This is a genomic window from Stieleria marina (assembly GCA_007741555.1).
GTDB lineage: Bacteria > Planctomycetota > Planctomycetia > Pirellulales > Pirellulaceae > K23-9.
Genome location: CP036526.1, coordinates 7,581,777 through 7,604,166, shown reverse-complemented (window position 1 = coordinate 7,604,166; position 22,390 = coordinate 7,581,777). Strand labels below are relative to the sequence as shown.

Below are 22,390 nucleotides of genomic sequence, written 5' to 3'. Positions count from 1 at the left end.
CATCCCATGAGCACCGCTGCAAAATCCTATACCGCCAAAAACATTGTCGCTCTGGAAGGCCTTGATCCAGTGCGCAAGCGACCCGGTATGTACATCGGTGGCGTCGGGATGGCCGGGCTGCATCACTTGATCTGGGAAGTCGTCGACAACTCGGTCGACGAAGCGATGAATGGGCACGCTTCGGAAATCACGGTGACGCTGCACAAAGACGGGCAGACAATCTCGGTGTCCGACAATGGGCGTGGTATCCCGATTGATAAGCACCCCAAGACAAAAAAACCTGCTTTGGAAATGGTGCTGACGGTCCTGCACGCCGGTGGCAAATTTGACGGCGACAACTACAAGACAGCCGGTGGACTGCACGGAGTGGGCGCTTCGGTCGTCAACGCGCTTTCCAAACAGCTGACCGCAGTGGTTCGCCGCGATGGTGCTCAGTACCGCATGACGTTTGCACGTGGCAAAGCAACGTCGAAGCTTCAGAAACTGAAAGGCGCTATCCGTGGCAGCGGGACGACGATCACCTTTACGCCGGACGCGACGATCTTTCCGAAGATCGACTTCAATACCGAAACGATTCGACTTCGGTTGGAGACCGCTAGTTTTCTCCATCGCGGTTTGAAGGTGACTTACGTCGACGAAGTCAACAAGACCAAGGAATCGTACCTCCACGAAGACGGGATCGTCGACTACCTGGCCAAAGTCATGAAGGAGCGGAAGGCCAATCCGATCCACGAGGCCCCATTCACACTTCGCAAAGACGATGACACACGGTTGGAATTGACCGTGAAGTGGACCGAATCAACGGACGAACACATTCGCAGTTACGTCAATGGCATCCCGACCGGTAACGGCGGCACGCACGAAAATGGTTTCAAGGCGGGCTTGAACAAAGCCGTTCGAAACTACATCGACATGCACTCGTTGACGCCTCGCGGAGTCAAGATTTCGCACGAGGACATTCGTGAAGGCCTGGTTGCGATCGTGTCGATCTTTATTGCCGAACCGCAGTTTCAAGGTCAGACCAAGGACCGACTGAACAACTCCGAAGTCCAAGCAATGGTTGACGGGGCGCTGCGTCCTGCACTGGAGCAGTGGATGAACAACAATCGCAGCACTGCCGACGCGATTATCGCGCGGATCATTGCTGCCTCGCGAGCCCGCGCTGCTTCGCGTGCCGCATCGGCGTCGGTGTCTCGCAAAGGCGGCGCAAAACGAACCTTGCTTCCCGGCAAACTGAGCGATTGTCTGACCGGTGGAAAATCTAAAACCGAACTCTTTATCGTCGAAGGTGATTCGGCGGGGGGAAGCGCCAAGCAAGGCCGCGACCGAAACTATCAAGCGATCTTGCCTTTGCGTGGGAAGGTGCTGAACACCGAAAGTGCGACGCTGAAGAAGATCACCGAGAACAAAGAAATCCAAGACATGGTGGCGTCGTTGGGCGCTGGGATTGGCCCCAATTTGGATGTGGCTAGTTTGCGTTACGATCGGATCATTCTGCTGGCGGATGCGGATTCGGACGGGCACCACATTACCACGCTGCTGCTGACATTCTTTTACCGCCATATGCCAGCGTTGATCGCCGACGGACGTTTGTTTATCGCCGTGCCGCCGCTATTCCGAATCGACATTGGCAAAGAAACGCATTGGGCCAAGGACGAAGAGCACCGCGAAGAAATCTTAGCCAAGCACAAGGGCCGCGCGATTCCCGAGATCACCAGGTTCAAAGGTCTGGGGGAAATGATGCCCAAAGTGCTATGGAACACGACTCTCAATCCTCAAACGCGAACACTTCTAAAAGTGGAAATCGACGATCACTTGGAAACGGACCGTGTGATCAGCGACTTGATGGGCCGCGACGCTTCGGCAAGATTTCGTTTCATCATGGAAAGGGCCGAAGACGCCGAAGGCATCGATATTTAGTGTTTTCGACTCGCTCGGGAGTGCTTGATCGATTTTGATCTCATCAGAGTTCCCGCGATCAAAACTTCGCGGTCTGAAACTCAAATAGGCCACGAATTCCCCAGATCGTTTAAGCAAAGTCTGCCTCGGTCAGTCGCTGAGCCTTGCTCATGCGTGAAGGTTGACGCATCCGGATCACTCGCCGGAATCGCCACGACCAGCGCAACTCGCCAAATTGAAGGTTTGCTGGCTAGCTCTTCGCCGGTTGACGATTCCTGCATGGTACGCGCCGCCCTCATTCCATATTGCGGCGCAGACTCCGCACTGCAACGTAGAAGGGCTCGCTTCCATGTCGATCGATCAATTCCAGTTTGATACCGCACAAAATTCGTCTGCGGTGGATGTGATGCAGGGAATGCGAAAAGCGAAAAAGGCCGGCAGAGGAATGTTTGGGATTTTTCTTGAGATAGCGAAGCTTCGCTATGGAAAGGGAAAGCTGACGCTTGAAGAGTACTTTATGTACGAACTTTACGACGACACTCGCTACTCGCCTGAAGCCAAGCGGACGTTCTTGAGCCAGCACAACATGATGTTGGATAGCCCTTGGCGTTTGGTTGCCAAGGACAAGCCTGTTCTGACAGCGATGCTTAGTGGGCTCGGATTGCCAGTTCCAGAAACTCAAGCCCTCTATCACGCTAATCGTACGGTTGGCGGAGCGATCGCTCTCCGCAACCAAAATGACATCCATCGATTCCTGCGCAAACAAGCTCAGTATCCAATGTTCGGCAAGCCATTTGATCGTGCTTGCAGTCTGGGGACCGCGCGAATCTCTGGCTACGACGCCAGCAGCGACACCGTCACCATTGGCGACGACAGCGTCGTGACGGTCGAAAAATTTACTGAGATGATTCAATCCATGGGGCAAGACTATTTGTTCCAAACGCTGATGCTGCCACATTCGTCCATCTCCAAGTTGATCGGGCCCAGTGTTAGCTCCGTGCGAATGTTCGTCATCACAGACAAAGACGGCAGCTCGCTTTTCCGCGCCGCGTGGAAGATTCCTGCGACCGTCAACTCAGCCGACAACTTCTGGCGAGTGGGGAATATTCTTGCTGGGATCGATGTTGAAACTGGAAAAATCGGCCGAACGCTGACCCGAACCGAAAAGGGAACCGAACCAATCGCCAGTCATCCAGTGACCGGCGCCCAATTCGACGGCATGGTCTTCCCGATGTGGGAACAAATGAAGGAGACCGTTTTGGCAGCAGCAGTCAACTTGCCAGGATGTTCCTTCCAGGGTTGGGATGTGGCACTCACTGATCAAGGACCAGTCATCGTCGAACTCGAAGGCGATGGTGGCAATCCAATCATGGAACAACTCTGCTTCGACAGCGGACTCTTAGAAGAACGCTATCTCCGGATTGTGGCGGACGGAAACAAAAACCCTGCGAAACCTGTTTCGCGTGCCCCCGTCGCATCGCAAGATCCAACGGCATCGAGCGACGAGTCTGGTGAGGAATCGGCACCTGAAATCGAGCCGGGCGACGTTGAAGTAAGCCATGCGGAATCTGCCGAATCGAAAGCACCGATCGTCATTGCACCCGTGATCGTGTCGACCACGTCTGACGCGACGACATCGGTCTAGGCGGCAGTCTGATCCCCACTGTCCGCAGGCGACGAGAGCCTCTTCGTTCGTCTTGCGAAATTCTCTTTCCATGAAAATCTCGCCCCGCTTCTCGAATGCTGCCAAGCGAACTTCTCCAGCCGCTCGATACACTCCTCACGTCGGGATGCGACCGGAGACTTGTTCGGTGCGCTTCTGGCTTCAACCCTTACGGAACCGGTGTTGACGTACGCAGTGCGTTGCCCCTTGGGTCATGCACTTGTTCATCGCCATCAGCGCGAGCGATCGTTGCCGCGCAGGCCGCCCTGAAAACGCTTCGCGAATCATCGTGCCCGCACGCCGTAGCCGCAAAACTGCTGGTCGGGGTTCGGAGTATCCTTCGTCATCGGTTAAAGCTGTCCGTCGACGTCGCGATTGCGTTGACGCCCTCAGGTACCGATGTAGAGATTTTGGCATTGGCATTGGTTGGCGGCAACGACGACCGCAAGATCGTCAATGTCGTCGTTGGTGCAGGCGAAGTTGGCAGCGGAACGATCCGCGCAGCGGGCGGACTTCACAGCGACCAAATCGTTCCGCGAGGAAAGGCATCGGTCGTTGGTCACGCTGTCAACGAATCACTCGCCGCACGGACTACGGTGGTTCCGATTTCGGTTCGCTCTGGCAGCGGCGAAATTCTATCACCAATCGAAATCGATGACCGGGTTTCTCAGGCCGTCATCGATGCCGTTTCGCAGGGCTCGCGTGTTCTGGTCCACCTCGTGGCGCATAGCAAAACGGGAGTTCACGCCCCGACACTCGGGTTGATCCAGCGATTGACGAAAGCGATGGGCAACGATGTATCCGTCGTCGTCGATGCGGCACAGGCGCGGTTGGCTCCGTCGGCCTATCAAAGTGCACTGGATCGCGGATTGATGGTTTTCCTGACCGGATCAAAGTTTTTTGGTGGGCCGCCTTTCGCGGGCGCTCTGTTGATTCCCCCCGCTTTGCGTCCGAACAACTTCAGCGGTTTGGACGGGCTGGAGAATTACCTTGGACGCGAAGATTTTCCTGTAACTTGGGAACGCGTCCGGTCCAGTTGTGATGAATGGTTGAACGTCGGGTCCCTGCTCCGTTGGGTTGCCGCCGCAAGTGAAATCGACGCGTACTTTCGTGTCCCCGATCACGTTCGCAAGCGGATAGCCGTTGCATTCAACCAGGCGATTCAAGAACGATTTATGGGTCTGTCCAACGTAAAGCTTGTTCGATCGTTCCAGTCAGTGGATCACGGCTCGTATCTTCGTCCGATCGAATCGACGCCGACCGTGTTTGCGGTCGAAATGATGGATCAGCGAGGCCATCGACTCGGCCGTGATTCGCTCAAGGAATTGCACGGGCAGCTCAACGTTACTGGTGAAGACCGATTTCACCTCGGCCAACCCGTCGCGATTGGGCGCGACCGATATGCGCTGCGGATTGCACTAGGGGCGCCCCTGGTTACACAGATTGCCAACGGCACGAATGACGATTCCACGTTGCAGCATCGTATCGCGAAGTTTCAGAATCAATTGGGGACTCTCAGTCAACGAATGACCGAACTTTCGCGATCGACACTTGAGGTTGGTTCGTAAGGCTTCCCAATGATGGACAATTTTCAATCTCGTATCTCGCCAGAGCAAATCGAATCAATTTGGCGTTCGGCGAACGAATCCGGTTTGTTGCCATCGGCCACGAAGTCGGTGATTGTCCATGATCTTGAGCGAATGCGCAGCCGCATTGCCGCGTTGATCAGCGCGTTCCCCGCGCAAACACTGCATGCGATAGCGATCAAGGCGAACCCCGTTGTCGAAATTCTGCGCACCGCTGTCGACTCAGGAGCGGGACTTGAAGCCGCCAGTATCGAAGAAGTCCGCCTGGCCGTTGCGGCCGGTTGCGGGGCACACCGAATCGTCTTCGATTCTCCTGCCAAAACGGAATCAGAAATTGCAGAGTGCCTGGAATTGGGCGTGCATCTCAATGTCGACAATTTCGCCGAATTAGCCCGCGTCGATGAGTCGTTGCGATCGAAATCGTCAGCGTCAACGATCGGCATTCGGGTGAATCCCGAAGTTGCTGCCGGAGCGATCGCGCAAACCAGTGTCGGTAGCGCGGGATCAAAATTTGGTGTCTCCATCACATCCGACCGGGATAAAATTGTTGCTGCTTTCGAGCGACATCCTTGGTTGGTCGGCTTGCACATCCATGTGGGATCACAAGGCTGCGATTTAGACTTGCTTTGTCTGGCGGCGAAAAAAATCGAGGCACTGCGAGAACATATCCAGCGAGCGACAGGTCGAAAGATATCCTTGATCGACATTGGTGGTGGCCTGCCGGCTGCTTACAACGACGGGGACCAACCGCCGACTGCTCAGCAGTATTCCGATCAGCTCGCAAGCGAAGTGCCTGAGCTGATGTCGGACGACACAAAGCTGATGACCGAGTTCGGTCGCAGTTTGCATGCCGGCTGCGGAGTAGCACTCAGCCGAGTCGAATATGTTCGCAATGAATCATCCAGTGAACCGATGGCGGTCATTCACTTGGGCGCCGACTTTTTGTTGCGTCCGGTGTACCGGTCAAACGATTGGTCGCACCAGTTTGTACTGCTGGACAGCCAAGGGCGTTTGAAGAATGGTGCGAAAAAGCCAGTTACCATCGCCGGCCCACTATGCTTTGCGGGTGATATTTTGGCTCGCCAAGTCGACTTGTCGCAGCCAGAGCCTGGGGACTGGATCGCCATTCGTGACTGTGGCGCTTACACGCTCAGCATGTGGTCGCGGCACTGCAATCGTGGGATCCCGGCCGTGGTCGGATACCTCGGAGAGCAGCCAATGAAAGTCTTGCGGCATGAAGAGTCAGCAGACGATGTCGTTCGCTTTTGGAGCCACTGAGACAACGGTCGATTGTTCTCGTGCGTTCGCTCTCGAAACACGAACGGAATGCTCGCTCAGGCATCGCAGCGGACACGCAAATCTTTGGAATTGCCTCGATCGTCATTGACCAGTTCAATCGGTTGTTTTTCCATTTGTGGACAACCGCCAGCGACAATAGGTAAGAGCAGAAATCCTCCTTGGGATTGGGCTACAATTGTGATCCCGTTGTGCGACGCGACGTTCGGGTCGATATCGCACTTTCTGATAACGCTCTCCTGTTTTTTGGCTGACGATGCAAAATCGATTGATTGGGCTGGCGATTGTATTGATTAGCGTGTGCGGTCTTTGCACTCCCGCGTGGTCTTTGGACTCCGTTGAATTTATGAGCGGTGCAAAAATGGAGGGCACTGTCAAAGAAATTCGGAAGACTGCGAAAGAGTTTGATTTTGAGGCCGAAGTCGGTGCTCGTACGTCCGTGCGAACGTATCCATTCGCAAAGGTGCATGCCGTGACTTTTAACGGCAAGCGATTTGTTCTGACGCCCAAGCCGGACGCTGCTTCAGTGGCTGGTTCAGGCGATGCGAATTCCGTTCAACGCAGCGAAGCGGAAGTCAAACAGCTGATCCAAACCGAAGGCGCGACCCTGCCCGACTGGTTTGACGCAACACCGCTAGAGTATCCCAAGACGCTGGACCTTTCTTGGCCGCTGAAGCCGCCCAAGAAAGGTTGGAATAACAAAGTCAACATAGGGCAGTACCTTTGGGATGTGATCAATCCCAACACCGGGCGTTGGCACAAAGGCATCAAGTTGGTCCATCATTGCCAGTCCCTGCACAAAGGCAATGTGACGTTGCTCTCGCGAGATCATTCGACGCTTGGCCGATTGTTCTTTGATCTGATGCAAGACTATCCGAGGGCTGCCTACTGGATGCAAAAAGGCCAAGGACGCGACAGCAATATGAAACGCGAGCATGTGATGTTGGCGGAATGTTATTGGCGAATGGGCAATCGGCAAATGGCGTTGAAATTCTTGGGCGGCGGTTCCCAAGATGCATTCACCAGTTTGGCAGCGATCAAATTGCTTGGCGACATGGGCGAAACGAAACGAGCCGTTGCAATGGCTGATCGACTTTCCAATACAGGTGTTTCGAATCAAGCATTCTTGGCGGCTGGTGATGCGCTCCGGCAGGCAGATCAGCTTGACGACGCGGTGGCGTACTACAGCAAAGTGGTTAACGGGCAGGGATTTCGTAACGCTGAATACGAAAAACGGTTCAAGGCTCGCGCCCGTGAAAGTATCGATGCGATCCGCTTGTTTGACCAAGCTGATCCGACCAAAGCAAAAGACGGAACGCATTCAGGTAGCAGCACTGGCTACAACGGAAAGTTAGAGGTTGCGGTGAAAGTCGCTGACGGGAAGATCCTTTCCGTCAAAGTTACCAAGCATAAAGAAAAACAGTTCTATTCAGCTCTGACCGACACCGAAGCCAGTATTTTGCGGCTTCAGACAGTTCGCGGGATCGACGGAACCAGCGGCGCGACCATTACTTCGCAAGCGATTGTCAATGCGACAGCGCGAGCGCTTGCTGGGGCCTCCCAGTGATACGGACGATTGCATCAGGCGTGATGTTGGGGGTCGCTAGCGGATTGTTGATCGCAATTCTTGGTCATGCAGCGATCGTGGCGTTTGTTCCCGAGTCGATTCGCCCGATCGCGATTGCTTTCGCAGCGGTGGTGATATTTGCTTCCTTGCTGATTTTGGTTTCGCAAGGAGATCGGCGGTCCGCAACGCTGCTACGTGTTGATTGGTTTTTGCCTCAGCTACGACGATTGAAAGCGAATCAGGTTCGCAATGACCGTTGGATGGGGCGGGTTCTTTCCAGTTGTGTTCCGTCGTCCTGGCGGTCGGATCATCGGACGAAGAAACGTGGTGCAATTCGCCGCGGGCTTCGCAAGATTGGTTTGACGTGGTTGGCTTCGCCGCCCCGTCGCATTTCACAAGCCGTTTGTTTCGTTGCGTTTCTTGCGTTGTTTTTCTATGTCTGTTGGCCGTACAGCACGCGGCCACTGCCGCCATCGCAAGTCTCGTCTGGCTGGCAGTTTGTCTCAATTGATCAGGCTACAGGCGATATCGAACTGACTGGTTCGGCCATCCCCGACTGGCTCAGTACGGAGCGGCCAGAGAACGAGAGTCAATTGTTTCTTTCCGCTGTGGAGTTGGAGTCGACGGGTTGTAGGTTGGTTTCCTTGTCCGGTGATCTGATACGGTTGCGACCGGATGCCCAGGTCGGCGACCAAACATTGGATGCGTTGTTAACTGGAACAAAGGCTTGGGACATCGCGGATCGGGATCCAGCTGCGTGGCCATCGCATTACGCCGATAACTTGTCTGGCAAAGAACGGGTGCCTGCAGAACTGTTTCTGGTGATCGATCCGCTGGTGAGTCTTTCTACAGCGATTGCATCACGCAGTTGGGTTTGGTCACTCGTGTGTGCCGCGGTAATCGGCATCGTGTGCGTCGTGATTCCGCGGGGGTTTTGCGGCTATCTGTGTCCACTTGGGACGCTGATCGATCTTTTCGACTGGGCCGTCACATCACGCACAAAGCGTTTTCAAGTTCCCGGAGATGGTTGGTGGGTTCATACGAAGTACTACTTGCTGGCGGGGACCCTGGTTGCCGCGACGTTTGGTGTGCTGGTGTCCGGTTTCGTGGCCGCTATTCCTGTGCTCACACGAGGCATGTTATTCGTCGCGGACCCACTGCAGTCAGGCACGCTGCGAGGCTGGCATTTGGTGCCAAGTATGAATGCAGGGCACTTTCTGTCGATCGCACTTTTTTTGGGTGTGCTCTGTCTCGGATTTCTTCGTCCTCGATTCTGGTGCAAATACGTCTGTCCCAGCGGTGCGGTGTTTTCAGTGGCCAACTTGTTTCGCGTGACCGAGCGAAAGGTCGAATCGTCCTGTATCAATTGCAATAAGTGTGTCGAGATCTGTCCCTTTGATGCCATTAAACCTGACTTCACGACTCGCGAAACAGACTGCACAATGTGTCAGTCGTGCGGAGGAGTTTGTCCAACGCACGCGATCAAGTTTGTCGAACGTTGGAACGTCGTTGAGCTGAAAGTCGAAAACGACCCACCCACCAACGAAACCGCCTTGGGGCGTCGCGGTTTTTTATCGCTGGCCGCCGGAGGAACTGCGGCGACGGTTGGTGGTTTGACCGTCGCGGGCGGAACGAAGTTGTTTGGTGCGAATCTAGATGACCCAAATGCAGTGCGGCCAGTTCGTCCGCCGGGGAGTGTTCCCGAGCAAGAGTTTCTGGAGATGTGCATTCGTTGTGGCGAATGCTTCAAGGCGTGTCCCAACAACGTGTTGCAGGCCGAAGGATTCTTACAAGGGCTAGAGGGACTTTGGACTCCGCAAGTTGTCGCCGATTGGGCGGGCTGCGAATCAAGCTGCAACGCATGCGGACAGGTGTGTCCCACGGGAGCGATTCGTGCGCTGCCGCTGGAAGAAAAACGTGTCGCGCGAATGGGATTGGCCATCGTCAACGAATCCACGTGCTTGCCGTACGCAGGACGCGAAGATTGCGACTTGTGCGTGCAAGAATGCAATGCTGCTGGCTACGAAGCGATCGAGTACATCCAAGTTGGAACCGAGAGTGATGAGAACGGCCGACCGATTGAAGGTACTGGGATGCTGGCTCCGGTGGTCTTGGCTGACAAGTGTGTCGGCTGCGGACTTTGTCAAACTCGCTGCTACGGCATCAACGTCAAGGAGAAAGGTCTATTGAGCCATTCGGCGATCATCATCGAAGCGGGCGAGGGCAAAGAAGATCGGTTGATGGCGGGATCGTACATCGAATTACGTCGGGCTGAACAAGAAACCAGCAGTCGGCCCAATCCGATTGTCGACTCGCCAATCATCAGTAAGCCCGACGAAGCGTCTTCGTCAAATGATGACGAAAACCCGTTCGGGCTTTAATCCACAGTTTGGTTGCGAATTTGTTCTGCGAGACGAACCATTTTGTTGTACTCGCAGCAAAACGGTTTCTCAATTGCGAGAAAAGTTTCTTCCGATTTTGCTTGACTTCGTTAAGGCCGTTGGTTCGATTAATTCTGAACTATGTGGATTGTTTTTCTCAATCGAGTTTTGGGCAATGAGCAAGCAAGTTTGCGGTGAGAGTGGAAAAAGGTCGAACGTTAATAGCGCGGTGCTATCACCCATCGTTCTTGGTGCTTTGATGGCGTGGCGTTTCCCGCCGTCATTTTTAGCTTTCTCGTTTTTGCCTTTCTAAGGCCAATATCTGGCTATGCCGAGAAGGCGACGACCGATTCAGCGAAAATTCAAAAGATTAATCGGTCGATTAGCTTAATCGATGGGCATCGTCACAAGTATTCAATCGAGCTTGGTGAGGTTTCAACGCAAGTTCCAGTGGACTTGCATTTCACAATCTTCAACGAGAGTAGTAAACCCGCTTTTTTCGATGAAGTTGCTGTCGCTTGCTCGTGCATCAAGGCAACGATTCCGAAACGAATACTTGAGCCAGGTGGCAAGCTTGATTGTCGAGTTCAGATCGACACCAACAAAAAGCAACGCTTTCATGAATTTGTGATTCCGATTCGGCTTTTGAGTAGTGATAAGAACACACGAGAAATAGCGATTGAATTGACTGGCTACTTGCACGGATTTCTACGGTTCCGAGATCGCTATCTGACGGTTGATGTAAGTGAGCAGAAAGGCACGCTTGACATCGTGATTCCGTACACTGCAACGTCGCCGATAGTTGGCGATTTGGTAGCATTTGAACACACAATTGCAAATGCTACGCATCGTTTTGAGAGAGCCAAAGACCGAAAAGAGTCATGGAATTTGATTCTCAGTGTGGAACGCGCCAAGATCCCAACTCAGGGTCTGGCAAGTGAATTGAGACTTCAGGATTTTGCTACAGGACGTGAAACGAGGATGACCGTGCTATTGAATCACGAGGCACCTGTACGCATCAGTCCGCGGTCCCTCAGACTGAAAAAACGCGGCAAGAGTTACGTAGGTAAAGCGATTCTCTCTGTACTTCAATCGAGTGATTCGAGTTTGCCCACGGCGCCGCGATTACAAGAGGAACCAGAAGACTCCGAAAAGGTCCCATTTGTTTCTGCGGCAATCAACGGAATGAATATGAAGGTCAAGGTGACTTCAATGAACAAGCAGCACTTCAGAGTTGAGGTTCAAGTACCCGTTGCGAGGATCGAGAAAGCGTCGGCAAGCGACGAGCTTGACCTATCAAAGGTGCGTTGGTCCGTCGTCTCCTCGACAGGCTCGCATCTAGTTTCATCGCCTGTGTTGTTTTGGAATGAGGAATAGCGTTATTTAGTTTTCGGCTCACTACCAATTTGATCAAGGAAATTTGCAATGAACTACAAAAGTTTGGCACTCGTGTGTGCATTGATTTCTATGCTTGTGCTTCCAGTCAAAGGAGACAATTGCATTGAAAAGCGTAAGGTGAGCAATGCCATACGATCGTCTTGCCTCCAACTTGTACTACGGAAGATCCGACCTATGACGACCAATGTGAAGACGATTTTTCGGTATGGGGAGAAGATTTGTTAACCTATTTTCATTGTCCAATTACTATTCAGGGCGGCGATTGGGGGCACGCCAATATTCGTCCGGCAGCGTCGGGCGTTGAGACAGTTTGTTCACGACTAAAGTTCTGCGTCTACACTGAAGGTGTACCACCGCAAACCGCAAAATGCATAGCAGAAGGACCGTGGACTGCCATGCGAACAGAACCCGCCTACGACCACGATGGCACATGCCAATCGCCACCGCCTATGTAAGAGCATTTGATTTCGTCGTCGTCCCGATGTGTTAAGGCCCTCCTGTGGATTTTCTCATGCGTTGCCTTCGGATTGAATCAGCGTTGGTTTTTGCTGTATTACTCGGTGCTGCGGGAGCGGATGAGCCTGCTGCAAATGAAGATCAGTTAGAGGCTCTTTCACTTTTGGAATCGCATTACGCGAATCTCGATTCCATTGACTCCGTCGATGTGTCGATCACGACGACACGTTCGAGGTTTTCGGTGGAGAAGGGGATTTGGGAGGACGTTGAAGTAAGGCAACGGCTCGTTCTTGACGAGAAAAACCAGGTCGGTGTTCTTGCCACGCTACAGAAGTTTGTAGGAACACGGGAGAGAGAATCGAGTGAGGATTCCCGGAGTCGTGTGGTAATTGCGGTCCGGGATGGAGGTCGAGCGGCTACTCGTCAGTTTCCGGAGGCGGCTATTTGGGTTTCGCTTGCTGAGCGGACATTTGGGAGTGTTGCCCATTACCCAGATTTTCGTTTTTTGGGGCATTACCCGTTTCCGATTTCTGCGGGAGCGATTTCGCCCGCTCAAGTACAGGCAGCGCTGAAAGTGTCACGAACCGCGCATTCCGGCATGACCTACTCTTTGCTTCCCCAACGAAAGGCGGCGATCGTGTTCCGTGACGAAAATCATCCACCCGACATTCGTTTGGGCAAACGGGTCTTTGATTTGGAATCGAATCAATTGGAATCTGTGCGAGCAAGCGGATGGGTGAGGTCCGAGAAAAAGATGATGCCGAAACTGGTGGAGCAATTTCAATGGAAGCTTGCAAATGACATTTCTGTTCCGGTAGTAGTGACTGGCGAGCAGCGAAAGAGTGGGATTGGACCAGACAGGAAGCGAATTGTTTGGAATGAACAATACGATATTTCATTGCGCTGGTTTGCAGTAAACTCGGAATTGAAAATGGAGCAGAGTCCGACCGATTTTCTTGATGACATGAATAAAGTTCTACAGTTCATCGAAGCGAAGGGGATGAAAGAGATCACTCGTGAATTGGAGTAGTTTCAGTCAGGCTGCCTGAGTGTTTTGGTGCTTCCGACCCGGTCGATGTCCGTTTGGACTCTAATGCCACGTCCACCGCCATTCTGACCCGATTTCATCGGTAGTGTAGCGGTCGCTGTGATCGAATTGACTCCACTACCTGGGGGCTGATGGCGTGCAGGAGTGCGGGCCTAAGTAGTTGCGAGGCAACAGCTTATGGTAAATAAAGAGCAGTGGATATTGTCTTTGGCCCGCCCGGTGCATCGTAAGTCTAGGGAAACCCACCGCTCCGTCATGCTGGCGAGGGCGAGTCTGTCGGTTTCGATCTAGGACTCATTGGAGATAGAGCGTTGATGTTTAAAAAAGTAGTTTTGACAGGGGCTTTGATGGCAGCCGGACTTTTCGCATTTGGCACCACCGAAGCGAATGCGGGCGGATGTGGTTATGGAGGTGGCTACGGAGGCTATTCGTATGGCCCACATGTTAGTGTGGGGCATTCTCCGTATCGGTCGGCCTATCGAGGAGTGCCTGTCCATCGCGGCCACTACGGCGTACCCGTTCACCGAAGTTATCGACCTTCGCCGGTCTACCGTTCGGGCTACCGTAGCGGTTTTGGCGTCAGTCCCTATGGATATGGCCGTGGGATACCCTACGGTTACGGGCGTAGTGGCATCACCATCGGCTTTGGTTTTTAGAGCTTCAACGTCATGAACCTAAGGGAGGTTTGGTCTGCTGGGACCGAACCTCCCTTTTTTGGTTCGAATATTCTGTCTAATAAACTCTCGGGTTGCTCGTTATCTGACTTGTTGAGCGACCGTCTTTTTCCTTCAGTGAGTTTTGATCATGTTCCGTAACGCAATTGCTGTGATCGCATTGGTTTCGACGATTGGCATTGGTCAATCGAGTGTCCACGCTCAAGGCATGCTGATTTCCAGTGATCCGGATCACATCCACCGGTTACCGCGAATCATTTCGCGGCCAGTGCCAGGGCAGCCCGGTTTTCTATACGACATCGCGAAGTTGGAAATCGATGCGTCGATTCGTGGCCAAGTCGCGGAGGTCCAGGTTGGTCAGACTTTTAAGAATCGTACGAATCGTGTTTTACAGGTCAAATTTGTGTTTCCGTTGCCATACGACGGCGCGATCGACCAGATGACGTTCATGGTCGACGGCGAGGAATTGGAAGGCCGCTTGTTGGAGGCCGACAAGGCTCACGAGATTTATCAGTCCTACGTCCGACGCAGTCAGGACCCAGCGCTTGTTCAGTGGATTGGAACCGGCATGTTCCAAACGCAAGTCTTCCCCGTACCAGCTGGTGCAGAGCGAACGGTCTCACTTCGCTACACGCAGCTTTGTCGTCGCAGCGGATCATTGAACGACTGGCTGTTGCCGCTTTCGCCCACAAAGTTTACGTGCAGTCCGATTGCCGAAGTTGCGATTCGTGGTCGCATTCGTAGCGAAACAAAGTTGGGTAACGTCTACAGCCCAACCCACGACATCGAGATCGATCGCAGCGGCGAGAAAGTCGTTAAGTTTGAGTACGAGGCGAAAGGCAAAGTGCCGGACAGTGATTTTCGTATGATGTGGGACACCGGCGATTCTCCAGTGCAGGTGTCGGTGGTGGCTCACCGTCCTAAGAAAAACGAAGACGGCTATTTCATGTTGATGATTCAGCCGCAGTTGCCGGAGCCGCAGGGGGACCAAAAGAAGATTGGTAAGAACGTCATCTTGGTGATGGACAAGAGCGGCAGCATGAAAGGCGAGAAGATCGATCAAGCTCGCAAGGCAGCGGATTATGTGGTTGGAAAATTGAAAGGTCGCGATCGTTTCACTTTGATCAACTACGACAGCGTGGTGGAGAACTTTCGCAGCGAACTGACATCAGCCGACAAAGAGACGCGAACTGACGCCATAGAATACATTGATTCGATGCTGGCGGGCGGCAGCACCAATATCGACGAAGCGCTGAAGCAAGCACTGGCGATGGCTCAGCAAGCTGATGGACCAGCATATGTCGTTTTTATGACGGATGGTCGCCCGACTGTCGGCGAACGCAATGCGATGAAGATTGCCGACAACGCTAAACGGCAACTTGGCGATGCGACCCGATTGTTCAGCTTGGGCGTGGGGCACGATGTGAACAGTCGCTTGTTGGACAAACTAGCAAGTATTTGTCTGGGGCAAACGATGTATGTGCGGCCCGGCCAACCGCTGGACCAAGTTGTCAGTCGACTGTATGACCGAATTGGTGCGCCGGCGTTGACCGATGCCAAACTGAAATTGACGATCGATGGCAAGGAAGGGCGTACGCGGCAGTTGTACCCGTCTGAGATGTACGACCTCTTTTCGGGGGATCAGTTGGTGATCGTCGGGCGGTATCGCAAAGCCGGTAAGTTGCAGATCAACTTGAGCGGTGACTACCTGGGCGAGCGTCAAAAATTTGTTTTTGATAATGAGTTGCCCAAGACGACAGGCAGCGGGAAGAACATTTTTGTCGAACGGCTTTGGGCAACTCGGCGGATTGGCCAGATTATCGACGACATCGATTTGCATGGCGAAAACAAGGAGATGGTCGACGAGCTGATTACGTTGTCCAAGCGCCATGGCATTTTGACGCCCTACACAGCGTACTTGGCCGAGGAGAAAACCGATCTCAACGACATGCAAGCTGGTCGCCGCGTGACACAAAGCAATCTGCGAGCGCTGCAGCAAGAATCAGGGCGTTTAGCGTTTTCGCAGCGGGCGTTTAAGGGGGGACTGAAATCGGCCAATCGCGCCAATGATGCCTTGGGCGACATGGAGATGAATATGGGGATGGATATGTCAGCAATGGCGCCAGGATACGCGGCAGGTCCGTCGAACTCACGCGGCGCGTCTGCACAGAGCTTGGGGCGACAAAGACAATTGGCGGTTCCCAATGTCGCGGGCAATTCGTTTGGCATGCAGCCGATCCCAACGTCTGGGACCAATGCAACGGGGCAAGCATCCAAGCCCGCTCAAGTTTTGAATCGAAAGTCTGTTTCTGAAGTCGTCCGACGCATCGGATCAAAGACGTTCTATCTTCGAGCCGAGCGATTGGTTGATTCCGAAGCGACCAAAGAACAGATTGCGGCAGCAAAAACAATCGCGCAGTTCAGCGATGCTTACTTTGATCTGCTAAAGAATCTTGACGAAGAGCAAAAGAAGTATTTGGCTCAGGAGAAAGAAGTCTTGGTGCTTGTCGGCGATCAAGCGTATGTGATCGCGTTGGCCAAGTAGTGTCACCGGACTGAGCCGCTGTCGTAAGCACAGGCATCGATCGGTTGTCGATAACCCATGCTGCGAAATAGGAACCGAATGCTCAGAAACAAACCCGATCTTACGTCGTGAGCGCGTTTGGGGAATTCCGGGAAAGGCCCGTGGCTAGGGCCCGTGGCTAGGGCCTGCGGCAGACGAAGATGGTCCCGAGGCTGGCGATCGCGGTTCATAGAGATTTAGCGATTAACTACACAGTTCTTTGACTTCGGCCTGTGTGAACTTGTGCTCCAGCCTTGCTCCCATTTGGGCGACGACTCGGGCGGCTGCATGCGATGCAAGGTGCCCGGCTTGTTTCCAATTCATGCCGTTCGTGATGCCGTACAGCAACGCACCGGCGTACATGTCACCGGCTCCCGTCGTATCGAGAGCGCTGATTTCGACGCCTTCGATCGGCAACGCTTCTCCGCCGTGCATGACGATCGATCCCTTGGGGCCAAGGGTCAACGCGACATTGTCGCAGTGTTCGTGAATTTTGGCGGCGCACTGAATCGGATCGGATTCGCCCGTCAGACTTTTGGCTTCTTCTTCGTTGCAGAAAAACAAATCGACGGGGCCAGTGATCAGCTCCCAGATTTCGTCTTTGAGCATGTTGACCAAAAAAGGATCCGACGCCGTGAAAGCGACTTTGACGTTGTTCTTCTTCGCGATGTCGATGGCTTTATACGCAGCGGCTTTGGTGTCGGGGCCGGGTAGCAGGTAGCCTTCGATGTAGACGTATTCCGAATCTTTGATCAGCTGTTCGTGGATGTCGTCCACACCCAGCGTGGCGGACGCACCCAGGTTCGTCAGCATCGTTCGCTGAGCGTCTTCGGTGATCAGGACGGCGCAGGTTCCCGAAGGTGCGTCGGAGGGTTTGACATCGATGGTCACGCCCAAGTCACGCATGTCTTTCAGAAAGAACTCGCCGGTTTCGTCGTTGCCAATTTTGCCTACGAATGCCGCGGTGCCACCGAATTCAGCAAGAGCCACGATGGTGTTAGCGGCCGAGCCACCGGCACAGCGACTGAGCTTTGCACCATGCAGTTTGCCTAGCACATCCGCTTGGCGAGCATCGTCGACGAGCGTCATAATGCCTTTGTCGATTTCCAGCTCGGTTAAAACTGAATCGGGAACGCGAGCTTGAATGTCTACCAGGGCGTTACCTACACCGAAAACGTCGTATTTTGCCATCGAGCGATCTTGCACTTTGAATGGAAGTGGCGGAATCAGAAGTCCACTACGTTAGTTACGCATCAGCGAAATGAGAAGGTGTCCAGTGCTGCGGCACAATGACTACAATTTGGCAAATTCCCTCCACACTTTGGTTAACTGGCTGGTTTGCTCTGTGATGATTCGTTTGCTTGCGTCTTTGTTTGGTCTTGTGCCCTCGATCGCCGTCTTGGCCAGCGACCACGCTTCCATTACCAGTAGCGATGTGACGCTAGCGATTGGTGCGGACGGCCACGTCTATTCTTCGGGTGATGCGGTGGATGTACGCGGCGATCAGCGACCGGGAACCCGTTGCCATTTTGAAGTGGTCGAAGGAGTCAGTGACATTGTTTCCGTCGATGTTTGTGTGAATGGAACCGCAGCAGGCGCATTGGACCGTCAAGGCAACGTTTGGCTATGGGGGCGAGAGTGGGCGTCCACGGTGTGTGGAAAAGAGTCCGGCCAGCATCATGTTCCGGCCATGCATCGTGGCTTGTCAGATATCCGAAGTTTTTCGCTGGCAGACTCGAATCTGATTGCGTTGAAGAAGGATGGCCGTGTCGTCACGGCAGCGTCCGTCTACAACGCAAATGATTCAGGACAAATGGGGACCGGAGATTTGAAGACGCCACCACCGACTGGCAAGGCCTACGGCGTGGTTTCGGTACCAGGGGTCAACGACGCCGTGGCCGTCAAAGCGGGCGGCGAGTTCCACTTGATATTGCGAAGCGACGGAACCGTTTGGGGAATGGGCGATGCGTCGATGTTGGGCGAGGCAACGGGAGCCGTCTTAAATCTAGACGAAGAACCCAGACGGTTTGTCGTGCCCAAGCAGATGGCGGGACTGAAAAACATTGCTGCCATCTCGGCTGGCCACCAGTTCGCCATCGCACTGGACCGATCGGGACAGGTTTGGGGATGGGGACTTAACTCGTCAGGACAACTTGGTGCCGCCGTTTCTGATGTCGTTTCGATTGCGCCCATCAAAATTCAGGGGTTCAGTCGAGTCACGTCGATCGCGGCTGGCTACGACTTTATCTTGGCGGCGACGGATGCTGGTCGAGTGCTGGCAATGGGGGGAAACGTGTATTGCGCACTGGGTGATGATAGGGGAGAGTTAGAAGGGGCCAAGCGGATGATTTCCAAACTGAGCGATGTGACGGAGGTCTTCGCGGGACATTACAACGGATTTGCAAAGACAAAATCCGATGAACTTTGGGGGTGGGGTTCAAACGACCGAACGATCGGCGGTTTTCATGCAACATCGGGCGCAGGATTCCTGCCGCCGACAAAGGTTGACGTCAGCTTGAAACCAACACTACCGAGCAATGATCTAAAAAACGGCGGAGTGAAACTGCAAGTTCGGTTTGATTTGGAGGGCCATTTTTTCGAGTCGCAGAAGTTGGAATTCACAGTCGGTTCCAAGATCGTTGGCACGGTGGAGCTTGACGAGACACACGATGAGCAGAGTTTTTCTTTGGAGTTGCCTGCCGGGGCCACCCGTTACAGCGTTGCCGGAACGGGAACCGACGACGCGGGGAAGGTGACGCGTATCCAAAGCCAAGGGGTTTTTATGGTCTCAACGCAAACGGTGCATGACAAGTTTGAAGCGGCTGTGGAGAGAGATGGATTGATCGCCGCCGTCAAGATTTTCAAGTCACGATTTGATCAAGCAATTGCCGATCCAAGCTTGCCCCCGGTTTCGTTCACGTACCAGGAACCACTTTTGGAAAACGACCTTGTTGAGATCGAAGCGAGTTTGAGTTGCCGCTTGCCAGCATCGTATCGACAGGCGATGAAAACGATTGGACCGTTTCGCATCGGGGCGCCCGACAGCCCACATCCCCGCGCGGCGCTATTACTTCCAGACAAGGATCGCAATCTGCTCTCCTACGCACTGGCAGCCGAACGCCACACGGGGGACGACGCTATCAAGATCGATGATACGAAAATTCCTCCCAACGATTTATTTCGCGACGTCACTGAACAGTTCGGATACATGACCGATGCGTTGGCTGGCAGCGAGGCGGTGAAAGGTCGACCGAGTTGGAAGCGTGGTTTGATCGTTGGCACTTCAGAGGAAAGTTTGTATCTGTTGATTGCCAAGAACGCCTCCGAATCGGACCAGCCCTTGGCGACACTTTGGGCTCCGTTCTTTCGTCAAGAGGAAGACGATTTCGGTAATTCGCGCGGTCTCTTTCAGTGGGCGACATTCGCGAGTTCGGAAACGGCTGAGGAGGTCCAGCAGAATTTGGTCAGTGGGGTCTACCAAGCCCTGTTCGCCGAGTACGCTTCGCGAGGCATCACGCCGCTGGAGTCCACGGCAACCAACGAGCTGGTCTACGTCATTTTTGGAATCAGCAACGAAAATGAACCAGAAGGCGATCAGCCTTTTCAAGGGACGTTTTCGAGCGACGGTTGGTAGGGACGCAGAATCACAGAGTTTCTCTTTGTCCGGCGAGCCGCGTCGCCGGGCTACGATGCGTTGCAGGGCTACGATGCGTCACCCAATTCGAGGCGTTTGCCGTATCGCCGCATGACTTGGCCGTGCAATTCGGTCAGGTCTTCGGCGGCTAGTTCGGGGTCGTCATCGATCATGGCTTGCGCGATTTCTCGGGCGACGGCCAACACCTGGACGTCCTCCGTCAAATCGGCGATCCGCATCGGTGGCAACCCACTTTGCTTCCGACCCAGCATGTCGCCTGGCCCCCGCATGCGAAAATCGGCTTCGGCCAACTCGAATCCGTCATTGGTTTTTTCAAAGACCTTCAGTCGCTCGTTCTCTTCGGGCGACTGAGGACCATCCGTGAAAACACAAACGTGTCCGGCGTGGGTGCCTCGGGAAACGCGGCCACGCAGTTGGTGAAGCTGTGCGAGCCCAAACCGTTGCGCGCCCAGAATCGTCATGACGGTGGCATTGGGAACATCGATGCCTACTTCGATCACGGTCGTGCTGACCAGAACTTGCAGATCACCGGATGCGAATTGCTGCATAATCGATTGCTTTTCGTCATTGGGCATGCGTCCATGCAAAAGCCCAACCTTGTATTTGGCCAGCGGACCGTTGGAGAGTTCGGCAAAGATCGTTTCGACTGACGCGATGTCTTCCGTATCGTCGCTATCGGTTTCGCCGGCATCGACTCGTGGCGCGACGACAAACGCTTGGCGACCCTCATCAAGCTGCTGCGAAACAAACGCCCACCAGCGGTCTCGCCAACCGTCGTGTGAAAGGTACGTGTTGACGGTTCCCCGACCGGGCGGCTTTTCTTTTAGAGTGCTAAGTTCTACATCGCCGAACAAGGTCATTGCGACGGAACGCGGGATCGGTGTGGCAGACATGACTAGATAGTGAGGATCAACTCCTCCGCTGCGCAGCGCGACTCTCTGACCGACCCCGAATTTGTGTTGTTCGTCGATCACGCACAGCCCTAGCTTGGCAAAGTTAACACTGTCACTGAGCAGGGCCTGGGTGCCGACCAGTAAATCGATCTCGCCACTAGCCGTTCTTTGCAGCACATCGCGACGTTCGCTAGCACCGAGCGAACCGCAAAGAAGGCCGATGCGAACGCGGCTATCCGCCAGTGTTTGCCGGAGCGTTTGGTAGTGCTGTCTTGCGAGAACTTCGGTCGGCGCCATCAGGACAGCTTGATGTTCGTTGGCGACGGCCAGCATCATCGCGTAGATCGCAACGACCGTTTTTCCGCTGCCGACATCGCCTTGTAGCAATCGGTTCATCGGGAACTGGCGTTGCATGTCGGCTGCCACTTCCGCGATCGTCACTTTCTGGTCGCCGGTGAGATCAAACGAAAAGCGTTTCAAGATGCGAGCTTCCACAATCCCAGACGATGGCAGTGGTGGTGCCTGCAAGTCGGTCGTCAATTTGCGTCGCCGCATGGCTAGCGCAAGTTGCATCACTAGCAGTTCTTGAAACACAAAACGACTTCGCGCGCCCAAGAGCGATTGTTCGTCGTCGGGGTGATGGATTTGCTGCAGGGCGGTGTCGATCGGCGGCAATGCCCCGGCCAGTTTGATTCCCGCGACACGCAGCGATTCTGCTGCTAGCGAACGCAGGCGATCTGGCATGACTTCTGTCAGAGTGGCAACGATCGGTGGCAGCAAATCTCGTGTCAGCCTTCGCAGATCCGCTTGCTTGACGCCATCGGTGAGCGGATAGATCGGCAAGATTCGCGGCCGCGGTGGCGACCCATCGTTATCTGCTTCATCTAGAAAGGTGACTTTGGGATGAACGAATTCCCATCGTAGCCCATTCAACTTGGGTTCGCCGGAGATCATCACTTGCCGATCAAACGTCAGTTGGTCGGCACGAAACGGTTGATTGAAGAACAAGATCCGCACAGCACCGGTGTCATTTTCGACGATCGCGCCGAAGACTGATCGACCAGGCGTTCGCGAAACAATTTCCGCGTCGGTGATTGTTCCGACCAACGAGGCGGGAACTCCCTCACGCAGTTTGGTCACGCTAGCGGGAGGGGCTGGGAGTTCGTAGTCGCGCGGAAACAGAAACAATAAGTCGCGGACCGTTCGGAGGCCCAGTTTCTGGAAACGCTTGGAACGGTCCAGCCCGACGCCCGGCAAGAACTGCAGCTTGGTCGCGAGCGTGATCTCGGCGGCGGCGTTCTCCATGAGCGT

Annotated in this window: 13 protein-coding genes; 11 read left to right on the top strand and 2 right to left on the bottom strand. The window is 54.1% G+C overall.

Annotated features, from left to right (window positions below; translation table 11 throughout):
• Positions 1–6: 6 nt before the first annotated feature.
• From K239x_RS26935 to K239x_RS26890, 10 genes are all read left to right on the top strand, one after another.
• The gene (locus K239x_RS26935; protein WP_145421441.1) at positions 7–1,920 is read left to right on the top strand and encodes a DNA gyrase/topoisomerase IV subunit B; all 1,914 of its coding nucleotides are present in this window, start codon (positions 7–9) and stop codon (positions 1,918–1,920) included.
• Between the two features lie 328 nt (positions 1,921–2,248).
• Positions 2,249–3,544 (top strand): sugar-transfer associated ATP-grasp domain-containing protein, encoded by a 1,296-nt coding sequence (locus tag K239x_RS26930; protein ID WP_145421439.1) that lies wholly within the window; start codon positions 2,249–2,251, stop codon positions 3,542–3,544.
• A 218-nt stretch (positions 3,545–3,762) separates the two neighbouring features.
• On the top strand, positions 3,763–5,130 hold the full coding sequence (locus K239x_RS26925; RefSeq protein ID WP_145421437.1) for a hypothetical protein: 1,368 nt from the start codon (positions 3,763–3,765) through the stop codon (positions 5,128–5,130).
• A gap of 9 nt (positions 5,131–5,139) precedes the next feature.
• A complete protein-coding gene (locus K239x_RS26920; protein ID WP_145421435.1) occupies positions 5,140–6,426 on the top strand; it encodes a type III PLP-dependent enzyme domain-containing protein in 1,287 nt (428 codons plus the stop codon).
• A 274-nt stretch (positions 6,427–6,700) separates the two neighbouring features.
• Entirely contained in the window at positions 6,701–8,011 is a 1,311-nt protein-coding gene (locus tag K239x_RS26915; RefSeq protein ID WP_145421434.1) for an FMN-binding protein, read from the top strand.
• Complete coding sequence (locus K239x_RS26910) at positions 8,008–10,392, top strand: 4Fe-4S binding protein (RefSeq protein ID WP_419189441.1); 2,385 nt, start codon at positions 8,008–8,010, stop codon at positions 10,390–10,392. The genes K239x_RS26915 and K239x_RS26910 overlap by 4 nt, the downstream gene beginning before the upstream one ends.
• Positions 10,393–10,656: 264 nt before the next feature.
• Complete coding sequence (locus K239x_RS26905; protein WP_419189440.1) at positions 10,657–11,769, top strand: DUF1573 domain-containing protein; 1,113 nt, start codon at positions 10,657–10,659, stop codon at positions 11,767–11,769.
• Between the two features lie 520 nt (positions 11,770–12,289).
• Complete coding sequence (locus K239x_RS26900; RefSeq protein ID WP_145421430.1) at positions 12,290–13,276, top strand: hypothetical protein; 987 nt, start codon at positions 12,290–12,292, stop codon at positions 13,274–13,276.
• Between the two features lie 332 nt (positions 13,277–13,608).
• Positions 13,609–13,950, top strand: coding sequence for a hypothetical protein (locus tag K239x_RS26895; protein WP_145421428.1), 342 nt, complete (start codon positions 13,609–13,611; stop codon positions 13,948–13,950).
• A 148-nt stretch (positions 13,951–14,098) separates the two neighbouring features.
• Positions 14,099–16,513, top strand: a complete 2,415-nt coding sequence (locus tag K239x_RS26890) for a VIT domain-containing protein (RefSeq protein WP_145421426.1) — start codon at positions 14,099–14,101, stop codon at positions 16,511–16,513.
• A gap of 222 nt (positions 16,514–16,735) precedes the next feature.
• Here K239x_RS26890 and K239x_RS26885 read toward each other — a convergent pair whose 3' ends face one another.
• Positions 16,736–17,722, bottom strand: coding sequence for an adenosine kinase (locus K239x_RS26885; RefSeq protein WP_145421424.1), 987 nt, complete (start codon positions 17,720–17,722; stop codon positions 16,736–16,738).
• A 157-nt stretch (positions 17,723–17,879) separates the two neighbouring features.
• Between K239x_RS26885 and K239x_RS26880 the strand changes: the two genes are divergently transcribed.
• The gene (locus K239x_RS26880; RefSeq protein WP_419189439.1) at positions 17,880–20,165 is read left to right on the top strand and encodes an RCC1 domain-containing protein; all 2,286 of its coding nucleotides are present in this window, start codon (positions 17,880–17,882) and stop codon (positions 20,163–20,165) included.
• A 68-nt stretch (positions 20,166–20,233) separates the two neighbouring features.
• On the opposite strand, the gene recG is transcribed toward K239x_RS26880, so the two are convergent.
• On the bottom strand, positions 20,234–22,384 hold the full coding sequence (recG, locus tag K239x_RS26875) for an ATP-dependent DNA helicase RecG (protein WP_145421420.1): 2,151 nt from the start codon (positions 22,382–22,384) through the stop codon (positions 20,234–20,236).
• Positions 22,385–22,390 lie beyond the last annotated feature (6 nt).